Origin of the sequence: Amycolatopsis sp. cg5 (genome assembly GCF_041346955.1) — a bacterium.
In the GTDB taxonomy this organism is placed as follows: Bacteria; Actinomycetota; Actinomycetes; order Mycobacteriales; family Pseudonocardiaceae; genus Amycolatopsis.
This window is the reverse complement of record NZ_CP166849.1, coordinates 2,361,512-2,379,397: the sequence shown is the minus strand read 5'-3', so window position 1 is coordinate 2,379,397 and position 17,886 is coordinate 2,361,512. Positions and strand designations below refer to the sequence as shown.

The window sequence follows — 17,886 nt, the reverse complement described above, 5'->3', positions numbered from 1 at the left end:
GAACCGTAGCCTCCCCGACGTTGTTGTGCGATGCTGTGTCTGTTCTTCCATTGTGTCCAGGTCCTTCCTGCCAGGTCGGAGACCGGGAACCAGCCCGTATTCCAGCACCATGAGCGGCTGTTCCCACCCCGTTCGAACCCCCTCGGGGGCGAAATGGGGGAAGTCCACTCACCGAGGGAGAACTCGTGAGCACGATCCTTTTCGCCCGGCGGGCACGCAGGCCGAAACCGAGCGCGCCGAACTCGGAGATCGAGATCCAGGAACCGCCCGCGGTCCCGGAGGATTCCGGCGGCGGGCTCAGCTCGGTGCTGATGTACGCGCCGATGGGCCTCGGCTCGATGGCCATGGTGATGATGTTCGTGCGCCCCGGTTCCGGGATGATGTCGTACATCGGCGGCGGCATGATGGTGCTGTCGGTCATCGGCATGCTGATCGCGCAGCTGATGCGCAGTTCGGTCACCCACAAGCAAAAACTGCACGGGCATCGGCGTGACTACATCCGCTACCTGTCCCAGTTGCGCGGCCGGGTGCGCAAGTCGCTCGCCGCGCAGCAGACGGCCGCGCGCTGGATCCACCCCGATCCGCGTGCGCTGTGGTCGATCGCGCTCGGCTACCGGCTGTGGGAACGCAGGCCGGCGCACGAGGACTTCGGCGAGGTCAGGATCGGGCTGGGCGTGCAGCGGTCGTCGTTGAAGCTGCTGCCGCCGGACACCAAGCCGATCGAGGACCTGGAGCCGCTGGCCGCGCACGCGCTGCGGCGGTTCCTGCGCGCGTATTCGACGCTGCCGAACGCGCCGATCGCGGTGTACCTGCGCGGCTTCGGGCAGATCCAGTTCAGCGGGGACGACGACGCCGTGCTCGGCCTGACCCGGGCGATCCTCGCGCAGTTCGCCACCGCGCACGCGCCGGGCGACGTCCGGATCGCCGTGTGCGTCGACCCCGAGCGCGCGCATCGCTGGGACTGGCTGAAGTGGTTGCCGCACAACCAAGATCTCGAAAGCCGTGACGCCGCGGGCACGCGGCGCCTGGTCACCGACGGGGTCTCCGAGATCGAGCTGCTGCTCGGCGGGCCGGCGTTCACCGGGCGCCCGCGCTTCGAGTCGGACACGCCGATCACCGCGTCGGAGCCGTTCGTCATCCTGGTGCTCGACGGCGTGCAGGTGGCCGAGGACCACCGCGTCGCCGACGAGGGCTATCGCAACGCCGTGGTGCTCGACGTGTCCGGTTCGCTGCCGTGGCAGCAACGGCCCGGTGTGCTGTTCCTCGAAGTCGACGCCGAGCAGGCACGCACGGTCACCTTCGACCGGCTCGGGAAGCCGCGCACGAGTCCACTGTGCCGCCCCGATCAGCTCAGCGAGATCGCCGCGGCGGCGCTGGCCAGGACGATGGCCCGGTTCCGCGTCGGCGAGGCGGTCGAGGACGACGAGCCGATGGCCGCCGACTACGACCTCGCCGCGCTGCTCGGGCTCGGCGACGTCGCGACGTTCGAGCCGGTCAAGTACCGGCGTGAGCGGATGACCAGCAAGCGCAGGCTGCGCGTGCCGATCGGCATCGCGGGCGCGGGCGCGCCGCTGGAGCTGGACATCAAGGAGGCCGCCGAGGACGGCATGGGCCCGCACGGGCTGTGCATCGGCGCGACCGGGTCCGGCAAGAGCGAGCTGCTGCGGACGCTGGTGCTGGCGCTGGCGACCACGCATTCCTCTGAGGACCTCAACTTCGTACTCGTCGACTTCAAGGGTGGCGCGGCGTTCCTCGGCTTCGACCAGCTGCCGCACACCTCGGCGGTCATCACGAACCTCGCCGACGAACTGGAACTGGTCGACCGCATGCAGGACGCGCTGACCGGCGAGCTGAACCGGCGTCAGGAACACCTGCGCGCCGCGGGGAACTACGCGTCGCGCCGGGATTACGAGGCCGCGCGGGCGCAGGGCGTGCCGCTGGAGCCGATGCCCGCGCTGTTCATCGTCGTCGACGAGTTCAGCGAAATGCTGTCGAGCAAGCCGGAGTTCATCGACGTGTTCGCGATGATCGGACGGCTCGGGCGATCACTGGGCGTCCACCTGCTGCTCGCGTCGCAGCGGCTCGACGAGGGCCGGATCCACAAGATCGAGACGCACCTTTCGTACAAGATCAGTCTGCGCACGTTCTCCGCGATGGAAAGCCGGAGTGTGATCGGCGTGCCGGACGCGTACGAGCTGCCGAACAGCCCCGGCAACGGTTATCTGCGGCCGGACACGCAGACGCTGGTGCGGTTCAAGGGCGCGTACTCGTCGGCGCCGTACCGGGCGAAGCGGCGGCAGACCGGGCTCGACTCGGTCGAGCAGCACGTGGTCCCGTTCGGCACGGCCTACATCGAACCGCCCGCGGTCGAGTTGCCTGAGCCCGAACCGGTTGTTTCCGAAGCACAGGAAGCGATCGAGACCATGCTCGACGTCCTCATTGGACGGTTGAAGCACGCGGGCCCGCGCGCGCACCAGGTGTGGCTGCCGCCGTTGAAGCAGTCGGCCACCCTCGACCAGCTGCTCCCGCCGCTGGTCGACCACCCGGCGCTCGGGCCGCGCCCGGTCGGCGACCTGCACACGGCGAACCTGACCGTCCCGGTCGGCCTGATCGACCTGCCCGCGCAGCAAAAGCGTGAACTGCTGCTGGCGGACCTGTCCGGCGCCAAGGGCAACGCGGCCGTCGTCGGCGGGCCGCAGAGCGGCAAGAGCACCCTGCTGCGCACGCTCATCGCCGGGCTCGCGCTCACCCACACCGCGGCCGAGGTCCAGTTCTACTGCCTCGACTTCGGCGGCACGCTCACCGCTTTGGCGAAACTGCCGCACGTCGGCAGCATCGCGCACCGCCTCGACCGCGACCGCGTCACGCGGACCGTGCTCGAAGTGACGAACCTGATGGCCCGGCGTGAAGCCATCTTCGCCGAGCACAACGTCGACTCGATGGCGAGCTACCGGCGTGCGCGCAGGCAGGGACAGTACGTCGATCTCGACCCGTACGGCGACGTGTTCCTGGTGGTCGACGGCTGGTACACGATCCGGCAGGACTTCGAGGAGCTGGAGGAGCGGTTCACCGAGCTGGCGGCGCGGGGCTTGAGTTTCGGCATCCACCTGGTGATCGCGACCAACCGCTGGTCGGAGATGCGGCCGTGGCTGCGTGACGTGCTCGGCACCAGGTTCGAGCTGAAGCTGGGCGACCCGGTCGACTCCGAGGTCCACTCGCGGGTGGCGGCGACCGTGCCGCCGATCCCCGGCCGCGGCATCACGCCGGACAAGCTGCACTTCCTGGCCGCGCTCCCCCGCATCGACGGCTCGTCCGACACCGACGACCTCGCCGACGCGACCGTCGAGCTGTCCGAGGCGTTGGCGTTGCCGGGCGCGCCCGTCGCGCCGAAGGTCCGGCTGCTGCCGCACGTGCTCACCGCGCGCGAACTGCCCGGCCCGACGGCGCCGTCTCCCTCGGCGGAAATGCGCGTCCCCCTGGGCATCGAGGACGTCGAGCTGGCACCGCAATGGCACGACTTCGACGCGTCACCGCACCTGTTGATCTACGGCGACGCCGAGACGGGCAAGACGAACCTGTTGCGCCACATCGCCCGCTCCGTGGTCGCGCACCACTCGTCCGACGAGGCCCGCGTGATGTTCGGCGACTTCCGCCGCGAGCTGCACGACTCGATCCCGTCCTCGCACCAGCTCGAATACGCGGTCGGCGTCGAGGCGCTCACCAAGTCGATCGCGGGCGCGGCCCCGGTGCTCGAGAAGCGCATCCCCGGCCCGGAGATCACGCCGGACCGGCTCCCCAAGCGCGACTGGTGGAAGGGCGGCCGTCTCTACATCATCATCGACGACTTCGAGCTCGCCGAGTCGTCCGGCACCGCGGGCCCCTTGGCGCCGTTGATGAACATCCTCCCCCAGGCGGCGGACGTCGGCGTCCACGTGATCATCGCCCGCAGCACGGCGGGCGCGAGCCGCTCGATGATGAACCCGGCCATCCGCCGCATGTGGGAACTCGGCACCCCGGCCCTGCTCCTGTCCTGCCCCAAGACGGAAGGCGCCTTCCTCGGGAGCCTCAAGCCCCGCACCCTGCCCCCTGGCCGAGCCCAGTTCATCAACCGCCGCCGCTCGGTCCGCCTGGTCCAAACCCCCCTCACCGACTAAAGACCAGGGGTCGTGAGTGGTATGGCCGGTTAGAACCGGCCGTACCACTCACGACCCCTGGCCCCGGGAACCCTGGGTTCGCCGTACCCGAACGGTCGGCTCGCGTGCCTGGGGAGTCGGCTCGCGTACCCGGACCGTCGGCAGCGTGCCGACCTCTCAGGCACGCGTGCCGACCCGTCGGGTACGCAAGCTCGGCATGGGGCTGGGGTCGTGAGTGTTTAGGCCGGTTAGAACCGGCCGTACCACTCACGACCCCTGACCTGGGGAAACCTTGGTCGTGAGCGTTGCGGGCGGTTAGAACCGGTCGGAACGCTCACGAGGTCTTAGTCGGAGAGTTCGATCACGCGGGCGCGGGTCCAGCTGCGTCGGCGGGCGGCGCGGACGAGGCGGGTGGTCGTGACCAGCGCGAACGCGAAGACGGCCGCGCCCAGGATGCCGAGCACCGCCAGGAGCGGGCCGAGGTCGTCGGGCGGGGCAACGATCGGCGCGCGGGCCGCGGGTGGGGCGATCGGGGCGCCTGCGGCGGCCGTGCCCTCCTCGGCGAGTTCCGTGGTGACGGCGGCGAGCAGGTTGACAGTGCCCCAGCCGACCGCGGGGTGCGGCATGGCCACCGGCGGGTGATTGGCCGTGACTTCGAGGCGATGCTTGATCTGGGCCGCGGTCAGCGACGGCCGGTACGCGCGCACGAGCGCGGCCGCGGCGGTCACGAACGGCGCCGCGTAGCTGGTGCCGCTGCCCTGCCAGTGGCCTGCGCCCTTGGGGCCGACGCTGATCACGTCGACGCCGGGCGCCATCAGCGACAGGTACGGCCCCGTCTGCGAGAAGTCGGCGCGCTGGCCGTTGACGTCGACCGCGCCGACCGCGATCACGCCGGGATACGACGCCGGGTAGGTGACGGGGTCGCCGTCCTTGGCGCCGTTGGCGGCCGAGGCGACCACGACGACGTCGCGTTCGACCGCGTAGCGCACGGCGGCGGCGAGGTCGCCGTCCTGCAGCGTGGTGCTGGCCGAAATGTTGATCACGTTCGCGCCGGAGTCGACGGCCTGGCGGATACCCTTCGCCATCCCGCCCGGCGTCAACGCGCCCGCCTCGCCCGAGGTCGCGCACCGGATCGGCAGGATGGTCACGCCCGGTGCCACGCCCGCGAAACCGGTGTCCGGCGACGCCGAGGCGGCGATGATCCCGGCCAGGAAGGTGCCGTGGCCGAAGCAGTCGCTGTCCGCGGGCCCGTTGCCGGGTGACGTCAGGTCGACGCCTCGCTGCACCTTGCCGCCCGCCAGCTGTGGTATCGAGCCGTCGACGCCGGTGTCGACCACGGCGACGACCACGCCTTCGCCGCGCGTCAACGGCCAAACCCGTTGCGGCGCAAGCTGTTGCTGCGCCCACGGGACGGCCGACGCCATGCCCTGCGGTGCTTGCAGGCAAGCTTCTTGTTTGTTCGGCAGCTTCGCGGGCCCGGACTGCGCCCACGCCGGCGTGGCGAAGAGCAACGATCCGGCCAGCAGGAGCGGCACGGCCCGCGCGGTCACGACGCCGCCGCCGTCACCGTGGCCGGCTCGTGCCATTCCAGCATCGAGGTGCTGAGGCGGGTGATGAGGTCGGGATCGTCGACGAGCCGCAGTTCGCCACCGCGACGACGAGCGAGCACCCGGTCCAGCTTGGCCAGCACGGCGAGGTCGCGATCGTCGAGTTCGTCGCCGGTCGGGGTCTCGCCAGGCGCGAGTTCGCGGAACAGCACCGCCACCTTGGGCGCCACCGGCACGTCCTCCTCCGGCGGCTCCTCGTCGTCGGCCGTGCGGACGGCGAGCGCCTTGAACCGCGCGCCCGCGACGAAGATCGCCTCGTCCACCGGACGATTCATCAGCAGGTCGGAGGTGCGCCGCGCCGAGCACGGCCAGATCAGCACGTCGAGGTCCGCGTCGGGAACGGTCACCGCGAGATCGATGCTCGCGGTCAGGAATCCGGGCTCGGTGAGCACCGTCCCCGGCGTGCTGCGCTGCTCGATCGCCTCACCCAGCCTGCCCTGCCGCAGCACGGCACGCCGATGCGTCGGCAACCGCCTGATCCCCGACACCAGGCACGGCACCAGCGCGTCGACACCCCCGGTCCGCCCGCCGCGCACCTCGTCGTTGAGCTCGGCCGTGCCCGCCTCGCCGCGTCCGAGATACAGGCAGACGGCCACGTAGTCCGCTTTCAGCTCGGCCTCGCCGCTGTACCGCATGGACGGCCACGTCGCCAGCGCCGCGTTCACCGTGGCCAGCGCCTCGCCGAAGACTTCGCCTGCCGCGGCGGTGAACCGGGTCTGCTCGGCGGCGGTGCTCGGACGGTCGGCGATGACGAGCGGGCCGTGCTCGACGACCGGAACCTCTTCCGCGACAGGGATTTCCGGCTCGGGTTCCGGCTCGACGGCCTCGGGTTCCGGCTCAGGCTCGGGTTCCTCGGCGACGAGCGGTTCCGGCTCGAACACCTCGATCGGCTCGGGTTCCACCGGCTCCGGCGGACCGGACACAGTGGACACCGGCGCACCCGACATCGTCATGATCGGCGGCGGAGCGAACGACAGATCCGGCAACACCGGCTCCACCACCGGCACAACAACCTCGGCCTCGACAACAGCCGCAGGCTCAGCCACGGGCTCGGCAACGACCGCGGGCTCAGCCACAGGCTCGACAACGATCGCGGGCTCAACCACGACAACCGGCGCCACCTCAAGCTCGGGCTCGGCGACGACCGCAGGCTCAGCCACAACGACCGGCGCCACCACTACGGGCTCTGGCTCGACCACGGGCGCGGGCGCCGCGACGCGCCCCTCCGGGATAAAGCCCGCTTTATCCCGCGATGTAAAGCCCGCTTTATCCCGGCTTGGGGCCGGGAGCGACCGAACCCCGCACCGGGCCAGCGCTTCCCGGCCACGCTCGTCGACGTCCCCGCCGAGGCGCACCCGCACCACCGCGCGCCGCGCCGGGTCGAGCCCGTCCAGCAGCCGTTCCGCGGCCTCCAGCAACGGCAAGTCCACCAGCTCACCGGCACCGCCCACGGTCAACGTCCACCCGGCCGGATCGAACGCCTCCCCGTCGGCCGCGGCCCCGCCCATGCTCAGCACGAGCCCGCCCGGCAGCACATCGGCCCGCACGGACCCGCGCCGATACTGCCGTTCACCGCTCCGCGCCCACCCTGGTGGCGCGGCGGCGATGTCGAGCACTTCCTGCGTCCCGCCCGCCAACGGCTGCCGCAGCACCGTCGCGAATGGACGATAAGTCGACACCGCGTTGAACACGATGTCCCGTTCCAGCAACCCGGCCAGCCGAGCCTGCCAGTCCTGTGTGGACACCCCGGGCACGCCCGGCACCACGACGAACCGCCCGAGTGGCAACCGCCTCAGCAGTTCCGCGACCTCGTCGGGTGAGACGCCCGCGCCGACCACGATCTTGGGGAACCGGTAGTCCACCGGCACGGACAGCGCGTCCGTCACCGGGGACGCGACCGTCCGCACCACCAGTCCGGCCGGAATCTGCCACGCGACCACGCCGTCCCCGGTCACCTGCTCGCCACGCAGCACGGATTCCCAGGCAGGCACGGGAAAACGGAAGTGCACCGTCTCCCCGTGCCGCCAGCCACCCTCGGCGAACATCGCCGCGCCCGGTTCGGCGATGAACCCGCCGCGTGGGGTGAGCACCGGCACGCCGAGCTCCTCGCGCAGGCCGCGCGCCAGCGTCTCGTCCGCGGCGAGCCAGAGTTCCGTGAACGGGCCGGACGGCAGCAGCGCGGCGGGCAGCGTGTCACCGAGCAGCTCGCGCGCGCCCGGGGTGACCAGCACGAACAGCCTGCCCGGCATACCGCCGACCGGAAGCGCGGGCGCCGGCTCGTCGTCGCGGCTCACCACCACGTGCGGGCCGTGCCGCCGCGCCACGATCCCGTCCAAACCCTGCAGCATCTTCACTCCCGCCGTGGAAATCGTTGGTACGGAACGCCTCGCTCAGCCGCCCATGGGAAAGTCCTCTGTGGTCAGCAGCGTGAGGTCCGCGGAGCCCGCCGTGGTCGCCATCGCGAGCCGTGACGCCTGCCGGTCGGTCATCCGCTCGAACACCCGGCGCGCCGTCCGGCCATTGCCGAACGTGCCGTCCTTGGGTATTTCGTCGAAGTACCGCAGCAACGCCTCGCCTGCGCCCTCGTCGAGCCGGTAGTCGTGCTTGGCGCATTGCGTGCGCACGATGGTGACCAGCTCGTCCGGCGTGTAGTTCGCGAACTCGATGGTCCGGCTGAACCGGGATTCCATACCGGGGTTGGATTCCAGGAACTTCGCCATGTCCTTTGTGTACCCGGCGGCGATGACGACCACGTCGTCGCGATGGTCCTCCATCAGCTTGACGAGCGTGTCGATCGCCTCGCGGCCGAAGTCCGGCCCGGTGCCGCCGCCACCCTGGCTGAGCGTGTACGCCTCGTCGATGAACAGCACCCCGCCCAGCGCCGTGGTGAACGCCTCGGTGGTCTTGATCGCCGTGCCGCCGATGATCTGCGCGACCAGGTCGGCACGCGCCACCTCGACGAGATGTCCCTTACGCAGCACGCCGAGTTGCGCGAGGATCTGCCCGTAGATCCGCGCGACCGTGGTCTTTCCGGTGCCCGGCGCGCCCGCGAACACGAGGTGCCGCGCCATCGGCGGCGCCGACAATCCGGCGTCCATCCGCCGCTTGGCCATCTTGTTGAGGTTGATCAGCGAGGTCACCTCGCTCTTCACCCCGGCGAGCCCGACCAGGCCTTCCAGCTCCACCAACGGGTCCGAGCCCAGCTCGGGCCGCTGCGGAGCCTGCGCCGCGGGCGCGGGCACGTCGGCGGTCGCCGCCGTGCCGACCGCGTCCGCCGCCAGGTTGCCGCTGCTGATCAGGTCGACGACCTCGATGCCGGTGCCCGGCCTGGTCTGGCGCACGCCGCTGCCGTGGTTGTCCCGCACGGTGCAGCCGGATACCTTGACCGCTTCCTCGGTCTCCAGCCGGATCCCGTCGGCGGAGCCACCGGTGAACTCCGAGTCCACAATGGACCCGGACGCGCCTTCGGCCACCAGGCAACCCATTCCGGCACTGCCCTGCACCCGGCAGCGCAGCAGCGACAGGTCAGCGCCCGCGCCGGCGTGCACACCGTCCGCGCCGGCACCGTTGATCTCGCTGTCGGTCAACGCCAATGCCGCACCGACCACGCTCACCCCGGCGCCCGTCATGCCGCGTGCGCTGAGCCCGCTGACCGACGGCCGCGCGCCCTCGGCCACCGAAAGTCCCGTGCCTCGGCCGCCGTCGATCTCGATGTTCTCCAGCCGTCCCCTGGCATCGCCGTGCAACTCGATCGCCGCGCCGTCGCAGCCGAGCACCCGGAGCCGCCGGAAGAACGGATCGGACGCGGTGTCCACCCGCACACCCGCGCCGGTGCAGCCGGCGACCGTGGTCCGGTCGAACTCGGTGACACTGCGCTCGGTCACACCGATGCCGATACCGTCCACTTCGGACACATCGCAGCCGGTGACACTGCCGCCCGCGCGCCCGGCGAAATGCAGTCCACGCCCACGCGTGCCACGAACCTGGCACCCGGTCAGCTGCGGCGCGCACGATTCGGCGACGAAAATACCTTCCGCAGCCGCCGTCTGCACCTGACATTCCTGCAGTACAACGGTTCCTGACGATGCCAAGTAGAAGCCGATCGCCGAAGTCTTCGTCACCGCGAGCCGCGTCGCGCTCAGCGAAGCCTGCTGTTCGACGGCCACCGCGGGCTTCCCGGCACCGCTGACGTTCGTGTCCTCGACGGTCAGTTTCCCGCGCCCGTTAAGGCAAATCCCATTTCCCGCCGCGCCGCGCACTGAGCAGGCACGCATCAGCAAGGCACCGTCGTCGGCGACCACGACGGCCGACGTACCCAGTTCTTCCAGGCGGCAGGCGTCGAGCACGCCGCCTTCGGTCGCGGTCACCACTACGCCCGCGCCGACGGCATTGCGGATCTCGCAGTCACGCATCAGCACGGTTCCCGCGTCCCTCGCGAACACCGTCGCCCAGCTCGACGCCCGCACCACGCATTCGGTGATCCCGAGCTGCCCGCCGACGACCAGCACGGCCGGACTGTCCGAATCGGACGCGACCACGGTGAGCCCGGACAGCGCGGCCGAACCGCTCGCCAGCGCGACGGTCACCCCGGTGTCGGCGACCAGCTGCACGGTGCCGGGGCCGTCCTCGGCGGTGATGGTGACCGCCTTGGTGAGCACCAGGTTCTCGGTGTACCGCCCCGGCCCGACCACGATGACCGCGCCGTCGGACGCCACGGCGAGCGCCTCGCCGACGCTGCGGTGCCCTTGGCCGGGGGTCTGGGTCACCATGATGACGTTCTGACTCACGTGCGGCGCTCCTGTCGTTTCACGCGCTGACCGGCTCCAGCCGCCCGCCCAGCCCGGACGTGGCCAGTCCGTGCCTGGTGCGGCAGCCCGCCTTGGCGAACAGCCTGGTGAGGTGTTTCTCCACGGTCTTCTCGCTGATCCGCACCGCGACCGCGATCTGCCGGTTGGTGCGGCCGAGCCGGATCAGCTCGATGATCCGGTGCTGCAGCTCGGAAAGCTCGTCGGTGCGTGCCCTGGTGACCGGCGGCGCGGCGCCGAACCGCGTCAGCGCGCGCTTGGTCTCCGCGATCAGCCGCGCCGCGCCGATCGCGCGCGCGGTCTCGTACGCCTCGGTCAACGTGGCCACGTCGCCGTCGGACAAGCACGCCACGACCTCGTTCAAGCGGGTCGGCAGGTCACGCAACGCCGGGTACGCACCAGACACGCGCCACGACTCGGCTTGCCGTTCTTCGCCACGCCAGTCGGCCATCTCGGACGCGAGCATCCGTGAGTACCGCTTGGCACCGGCGTCGGCGTGCGGGTCGAGCTCGAGTTCGCGCGCCGCGCTCATCGCCGACGACCAGTCGGTGCCCGCGTATTCACGGCAGACCCGGTGATATGCGGCCAGCGGGCCCGAGTCCGGCACGCGGTAGTCGGGGCCGAGCAGCGCGGAGAACACCGTGCCCAGCTCACGGCTGGCGCAGAACGCTTCGAGGTCGCGGTCCGCGAGTACGGCGTCCGGCGCGAAACACGCGACGACCTCGTCGAGCCGGATCTCCTCACCCGCGAACCAGCGGCGACAAAAGGCCAATTGAGGCGTGCCCTCGATGGCCTTCTCAACGCCGACGGACATCGGTTGTCCACTGTGGATGGACACGAGCGCCGCGGCCACGGCCAGCTTCTCGTCTGCTTGATCAAGCGATTCTTCGACCACCTGAGCCAGCCTCGGGTAGTCACCGGCACGGATGAGCAGCCGGATCAACTCGGCCTGCAGGTCGCGGTCCCTGCTGTGCCACCACGCCGCGTAGGCGTGCGCGACCGCGGCGAACGGCTTGCTTTGCTTGTCCTGCAAGACTTCCAGCAGTTCGGGGCGCGGAGGCATGGTCCGGCCTGCCGCCGCGATGTGACCCGCTGTCACCGGCCCGTGCCGCCCGGCGGAGAGCAGCGACTCGGCGATCAGCCGATGCAGATCACCGGGGTCCGCGGCCAGTGCGCGGCATCGGCTCCGCAGCCGTCCCGTGCTCTCGCTTTCGAGCACACCGGCGAGCACCAGCCGGTCCGCCGCGCGACCGTACGCGAGCGGCGCGCGTCCGGTCGCGGCGGCGAGCATGGGGATGTCGTCGACGCGGCAGCCGACCGTACTCGACGCGAGCGCCACCAGCTCACGGCCTGCGTCGCCGCAGCGATCCAGCTCGACCATCAACGGATGCGCATCGGGCAACCGAACGGGTTCGGCAGGCGCGCGCAAGCACAGTCTGCCTTGGACGGTCACGAGCCGATCCCGCGCGCGCAGATCGGCCATTGTGGACACCAGCGTGCCCGGGTTTCCATACAGGCGGCCGAGCGCTTCTTGCAGCACGCGAGGAAGGACCGGATCGACCGGCGTCCCGGCGAGCTGCCGCAGCAGGGTGTCGACCGCGGGATCGGCCAGCGAGTTCAGATCGACGACTTCGTCGGCCCGCTCGCTCAGCTCGGACGGACCGTCGTGGCAAGCCGCCACGACGAAGTGTCCGGCGCGTCGCGCGGGCGTGAGCGCGGCGATCGGCTGCCCGAGCAGGTGGGCGTCGTCGACCAGAACCGCGATCGGCGCGGTCGCGCGAATGGTCGTGAACAACGCGCTGAACGCGTTCAGCAGACAGAAGCGGCGCCAATGTGAGGAATAACTCTCCTCCGTGCACAGCTTGCCGACGGCGTCGATGGCCGCGACGAGCCCGGTGCCCAGTTCTTCGAAGCGGCCGCGGATCGCGTCGAGCAGGAGGTGCGCTCCGAACGCGTCCCACTCCGGCCGTTCGGCGGCACCGTCCATTTCGATCACGACGAAGCCACGATCGGCGAGGTCGCGGCGGAGTTGTTCCAGCACAGCGGTTTTCCCGCTGCCCGCGGCACCGCTGACGACCTTGAGAGCCGGGGTCGACCCGTCCCAGCGCAGCGCGGCGAGTTCGTCCTGCCTGCCGGTGAGTTGGCGCGCCATTTCCGGGTCTCCCCTCTCTAGTGCCGTCATTCAGTCATCGGGCGTCGGCCAGCGGCAAGAGCTGTGATCGATCAAGGGCTTGCACGGGCAGCACCCTGGCCCCAACGGGCAAGTAGGGCGTCCGGGCGGACTCGGCGTCCGAACGGGCCAGACGCCGCACGCCGCCGCGCTGTCGCCGGGTGCGCACCTGATGATGGCGAAGGTGGACGCTGTCACGGAACTGCTCGGCGAGACCGGAGCACCCTGCATCTGGGTGACCGGTCCGGCCGGCGTCGGGCGCACCACGCTGCTGGAACGGCTGCGCGACCGGCTTCGCGCCGACGGCCGGTCCGTCTCGGCCATGCGGTTCACCGCGGCGGGTGATCTGGTGCCCGCCGACTCCAGCCCCGACCGCCCCTGGCTGGCTCCGGTCGCCGGCGCCGCCGACGATCCCGAAGTCGCCCGCCGCGCGGCACTAGCCGCGGCCGCGCCGATCGTGCGTGGCGGCGATCAGGTGCTGCTGCTCGACGACACCCAATGGATCGACCGCGATTCGCTCGCCGTGCTCGAAGCGCTCATCCGCAGGCTCGCGGGCAGTGCGGCTCGGCTGGTGTGCGCCACGCGCACGCCCGTGCGCGACGCCGCCGCTGGGCTCGCCATGGTTCGCCGGTTACGCGCCGATGGCCTCGTGCATCCAGTGCGGCTGCGGCCTTTGCGCGCCGACGAGATCACGCGCCTGGTCGTCGAAGCGATCTCGGCCGCGCCCAGCGGGGCGCTGCGGCGGCGTCTACAGGAACTCAGCCGGGGCGTGCCGTCGGCGTTGCATCAGGCACTCGAACTCCTGCGCGCGGAAGGCTCACTGCGCATTGTGGACCGTCGTGCGTACCTGGTGCCCGGCACCGCGACGACGTCGCCGCCGCGCGTGGTCCGCGAACTCGGCCAGGACGTGCTCGCGGTCGCGAAGGCGGCGGCCGTGTTGCATCCGCTCGGCGACGCGATGCCGTCGCTGATCAGCGAGGTGCTCGACCAGGACAAGGCGGAAACCCTTGCGCTGCTGGACATCCTGCGCGCCGAGGGCATCCTGCATCACGGTGTCACCTGGCGCTTCACCATCCCGGTGACCGCCTCGGCGCTGATCGCCGAACTCGGCCCGTTCGAGCGACGCCAGTTCGCCGCGGCCGCGGTCACGGCATTGTGGACGGGCACCGCGCTGACGTCCGATCCCGACTACCTCGCCGACCAGATCGCCGAGGCCGGCAAGCTGATCGACCCGGCACGCGCGCTCGGCGAACTGCTCCGCCGCGCACTCCGCAACGACAAGCCCGCGCGCGGCGGCCGCTGGCTGCGCGCGGCCGTCGAGCTGACCGAGGACCGCGCGCAGCGCGCGATGGTCACGCTCCTGCACACCTCGTGGTGCCATCAGCACGGCGACCACGTCCAGAGTCTCGCCGGCGCGCGGCTGCTGCTGCGCGATTTCCCCGACCAGCTTTCCGCCGACGCGACCCAGGAAGTCCAGTCGATGGCGGTGTGCGCGCTGCACAGCGCGGGCGACACCGCCGCGCTGGCGGAGGTCGCCGCAGGCCCGGCGAAGTGGTCGGCCGCGTCGAGCGCGATCGCGTTGAGCCGGCTCGACCGCTGGGCCGACGCGGGCGCGTTGCTCGCCCGCACCGAGCCCGACTGTCAAACCTCGGCCATGCTTTCGGACCTGTTCGCGAGCCTCGCCGAGCTGTGGGCCGGGCGGCCTGAACGCTTCGACGCGAACCTCGCGGCGCGCGCCGCGTGGCCGTTGCGGGAGGTCCGGCGGCATCGCGCCGACCAGGTCCGGTCGCACGCGACCGCGCTGCTGGTCATCGGCGAGCAGCACCGCGCCGAGCGCCTGCTCGCCGACGAGGAGTTCCCCGAGGACAACCTGCACGACGGCGAACGGTCCATGCTCGCCGCCATGCGCGGCGAATTCCCGCGCGCCGTCGATTTCGCGCGGCGCAGCGTCGCCCATCGCGGCCACGACGCCGGTTCGTCCGCGATGCACCTGTCGACAGTCTCGGTGCTGGTGTCCCAAGGCAGACTGACGGCCGCGCGCGAACTGCTGACCGCCGCCCGCGCCACCAAGCCGATGCTCGCGCACCTGCTCGACATCGCCGACGCCCGCATCGACCGCGCGCTCGGCGACCACACCGGCGCCGCCGAACGCCTGCACAGCGCCATTTCGAGCGGCCTGGCCGTCGGCTCGGACCTCGCCTGGTCCGAACTCGCCGACCTGGCAGTGACCCGCGCCGAGGCTTCGCACTGCCTGGCTCAGTTGGACAGCCTCGCCTCGACAATGCCGACCGGCCGGGTGCTCCTGCATCGCTCGCTGGTGCGTGCCTGTCTCGACCGCGACGGAACCGAATGCCTGCGCCGCGCCCACGACCGCGCCCAGCCGTTCGAGACGGCGATCGTCGTCGAACGCCTGGTCCGCCACGGCGCCGTCGACCCAGGCTTGCTCACCCCGACCTACGACACCCTCGGCGGCCTCGACGCGCTCCTCTACCGCGCCTGGCTCCGCAATCTCATGCGAGAGCACGGCATCGCCGTCCCCGGCCGCCAGGAAACGGTCGCCGAGAACGAACACCTCCTGGCGCTCCTCGCTGCCGAAGGCCTCACCAACAAACAGCTCGCGACCGCGCTGAAAACCAGCGAGAAAAGCGTCGAAGGCCGCCTGAGCAGACTCTTCTCGCGCACCGGCTACCGCTCCCGCATCGAACTCGCCACCGCCATGCTCAACGGCGACCACACCTGACCCACCGCTGGACGACCGGGATAAAGCCCGCTTTACCCCGCGAAGTAAAGCAGGCTTTATCCCGCTCCCGCGCACCTCCGCGCACCCAAGCAGTCGCCTCGCGTGCTCAGGGAGTCGGCACGCGTACCCAAGAAGTCGGCACGCGTACCTGAACGGTCGGCAGGCGTACCTGGAGAGTCGGCACGCGTGCCGTCCCTCCAGGTACGCGAGGCGACCCCTCAGGTACGCGAGGCGACCGTTCGGGTACGCGAGGCGACTGCTTGGGTGCGTGGGAGCGGGATAAAGCCCGCTTTACTCCGGGGAGTAAAGCGGGCTTTATCGCGGGGGTGGTGGGGGGTGGGCGGCTTTGTGGAGGGCGGGGGTGGTGAGGCGGAGGGAGGCTGGGGAGCCTGGGTTGAGGAGGACGTCCAGGCCGGACGAGGGTAGGGCGGTGGCGAGGTCGGTGAGGGTTACGTCGAGCCAGGCGGGGGCGTCGGCGTAGGTGCGGAGCGGGGGTGAGGTGGTGACGAGGAGGGAGGGGATGCCGTCGGGGGCGGGGCGGACGAGTGGGGTTCCGGCGAGGTCGGTGGCGAGGGAGAGGTCGACGTCGCGGAGGGTTTCGTAGAGGGCTTGGGTCATCGGGGCGCCGGTGGCGAGGCGGCGGAGTTCGGCGTCGACCGGGTCGAAGGGAGAGTCCGGTGTGGACGGTCGGTAGACCGGGTTGGGCTGGAAGCGGCTGCGGGTTCCGTCGGCGTGGATGAGCCAGGCGCCGATCGCGGTCTCGGCGGGTGGGTCGGGCTCCAGGTCGGTGGGACGCCAGGCCGGGTCGACCAAAAGCAGCAGCTCAGACGAGGAGGTCACCGGGCATCACCCGGCGCGAACTGGAACTGGGCGGCCGAGTCCGCCGGGATGCGGACCGCCGGTTCCGCGGCGGCCCAGCGGTCGGCCGTGCGGAGCAGCGTGGCCTTGATCGTCTTGTCGAGTGCGACGCGGTTGTCCGCGACGACGCCGTCGCGCTCGAACTCGGTCGGCGAAAGCTCACGCAACAGCAGCCGGTCCGCCGAGACCGAGAGCACCTTGAAACCCGTGCCAGGCAAGAAGACCACGCGTCCGTCGACGCCGTCCGGCTCCAGCGAAACAGTGCGACGGCCGGTCATCGACCACACCAGAACCTCGACGGCGCCGTCCTGCGACACGCACGGAGCCGTCAGCATGTGCCGGAAGCCGTCTTCGACGATCACCTGGCCCTCGCTGTACACCCCCGCGAGGTCCACGCGCACGACGCAAGCGCCACGGAACGTCGGCAGGTCGGCGCCGCCCTTGTCCGCCAGGTATTCCTCGACCGGGTCCGGCGAACCGAGCAGCCGCCCGAGCCAGTACAGCTCGATCTCCCCGACGGCTTCGAGCACGCTCACCAGCCTGCCCGCGTAGTCGAACCGGCCGAGCACCTCCTCTGCGAGGTGCCGCAGTCCGGCTTCGTAGAGCACGAGCCGCCGGTCGGGGTCGATCGGCCGTGACCGGACCGCCGCCGCGTCGTCGACCTGGTCCGGGCGGACCCAGAGCCCGGCAGGCACGACCTCGACCACCGCGTCGGGCGCGCACCGATACACTGCGGGCGCGATCTCGGGGAACTCGTCGGCCGGTGCCTGGTACGCGCTGACCACCGGGGTCGCGCCTGGCCGGTAGATGGCTTGGCGCGCGAAGGTCTTCCAGCCGTGTGAACGGTCGGCGCGCACCGTGAACACGTCCGTCGCGCCGACGGGCATGCCCAGGTAGCAGCAGACTTCGGCGTCGAGCAGCTCGGCGAGCGCCTGCCCGAGCGTCGTCTCCGGCGGCAGCGCGACCGGGCCGTAGCCGACGAACCGCACCTTGGGCCGATCCGACTCGGGCAGTGCCTGCCAGAACCGCTCGACCTCGTCGAGGCGCAGCTCGTCCGTGCCTTCCTTGCCGAGCACGACGGTCACCACATCGGGCCGGTACGGGACCATCCGCAACAGCCGCGCGCGGCCCGGCGTCAGCCACTCCTCCGGCCCGTGCGGCCGGATCCACACCCCGGCGGGCAACGGCTCGACCACCGCGGCCGGGCCTGCGCCCATCTCAACGTGGGAATCCCAGTCAGGGCAAGGGAATCGCCTGCCCGCCCAGGAAGCCTCCTGCCCAGGCCGGTATCGCGTCCACCCGACGCCAGACACGAACAGCCCACCGTCCGAGGTCGGCAGGACGGGACCGTCGGGCGCCACGACCGTGCAGCCCAACCGGTCGGCGAGCCAGCGCGCGACCTCGGGGGTGGTCACTAGTGCACCCTCTTCCGTGCGGGCCCTCCGATGGGGCTTGTGGTAGGAACTAGGCGGAAGCCGGGGTGACGGCCCGTAGTGGTCGCCCTTCGTGGGCCTTCATGACACTGCCGCCCCCGGCTTCCCCGGAACCGCGAAGCGATGACAAAGGGACGCGC

Annotated in this window: 8 protein-coding genes; 2 read left to right on the top strand and 6 right to left on the bottom strand. The window is 71.0% G+C overall.

Annotation, left to right across the window (positions count from 1 at the left end):
- The first annotated feature begins 185 nt into the window (after window positions 1–185).
- Window positions 186–4,154: a type VII secretion protein EccCa gene (eccCa, locus tag AB5J62_RS10825; RefSeq protein WP_370948059.1), complete on the top strand. Its 3,969-nt coding sequence runs from the start codon at window positions 186–188 to the stop codon at window positions 4,152–4,154.
- A 323-nt stretch (window positions 4,155–4,477) separates the two neighbouring features.
- On the opposite strand, the gene mycP is transcribed toward eccCa, so the two are convergent.
- From mycP to AB5J62_RS10805, 4 genes are read right to left on the bottom strand one after another with little or no spacing between them, the layout of a single operon-like run.
- Window positions 4,478–5,719: a type VII secretion-associated serine protease mycosin gene (gene mycP / locus AB5J62_RS10820; RefSeq protein ID WP_370948058.1), complete on the bottom strand. Its 1,242-nt coding sequence runs from the start codon at window positions 5,717–5,719 to the stop codon at window positions 4,478–4,480.
- Complete coding sequence (locus AB5J62_RS10815) at window positions 5,680–8,088, bottom strand: hypothetical protein (RefSeq protein ID WP_370948057.1); 2,409 nt, start codon at window positions 8,086–8,088, stop codon at window positions 5,680–5,682. The genes mycP and AB5J62_RS10815 overlap by 40 nt, the downstream gene beginning before the upstream one ends.
- A 42-nt stretch (window positions 8,089–8,130) precedes the next feature.
- Window positions 8,131–10,527, bottom strand: a complete 2,397-nt coding sequence (locus tag AB5J62_RS10810) for a right-handed parallel beta-helix repeat-containing protein (RefSeq protein ID WP_370948056.1) — start codon at window positions 10,525–10,527, stop codon at window positions 8,131–8,133.
- Window positions 10,528–10,546: 19 nt separating this feature from the next.
- A complete protein-coding gene (locus AB5J62_RS10805) occupies window positions 10,547–12,697 on the bottom strand; it encodes an AAA family ATPase (protein WP_370948055.1) in 2,151 nt (716 codons plus the stop codon).
- 193 nt (window positions 12,698–12,890) lie between these two features.
- Here AB5J62_RS10805 and AB5J62_RS10800 point away from each other — a divergent pair, with 193 nt between their 5' ends.
- The gene (locus AB5J62_RS10800) at window positions 12,891–15,455 is read left to right on the top strand and encodes an AAA family ATPase (protein ID WP_370950234.1); all 2,565 of its coding nucleotides are present in this window, start codon (window positions 12,891–12,893) and stop codon (window positions 15,453–15,455) included.
- Window positions 15,456–15,770: 315 nt separating this feature from the next.
- Here the strand turns inward: AB5J62_RS10800 and AB5J62_RS10795 are convergent, their stop codons facing one another.
- Together AB5J62_RS10795 and AB5J62_RS10790 are read right to left on the bottom strand one after the other, a co-directional pair.
- Window positions 15,771–16,295: a type VII secretion system-associated protein gene (locus tag AB5J62_RS10795; protein WP_370948054.1), complete on the bottom strand. Its 525-nt coding sequence runs from the start codon at window positions 16,293–16,295 to the stop codon at window positions 15,771–15,773.
- Complete coding sequence (locus tag AB5J62_RS10790; RefSeq protein ID WP_370948053.1) at window positions 16,292–17,728, bottom strand: hypothetical protein; 1,437 nt, start codon at window positions 17,726–17,728, stop codon at window positions 16,292–16,294. Before AB5J62_RS10790 ends, AB5J62_RS10795 begins: the two co-directional genes overlap by 4 nt.
- Between the last annotated feature and the right edge of the window lie 158 nt (window positions 17,729–17,886).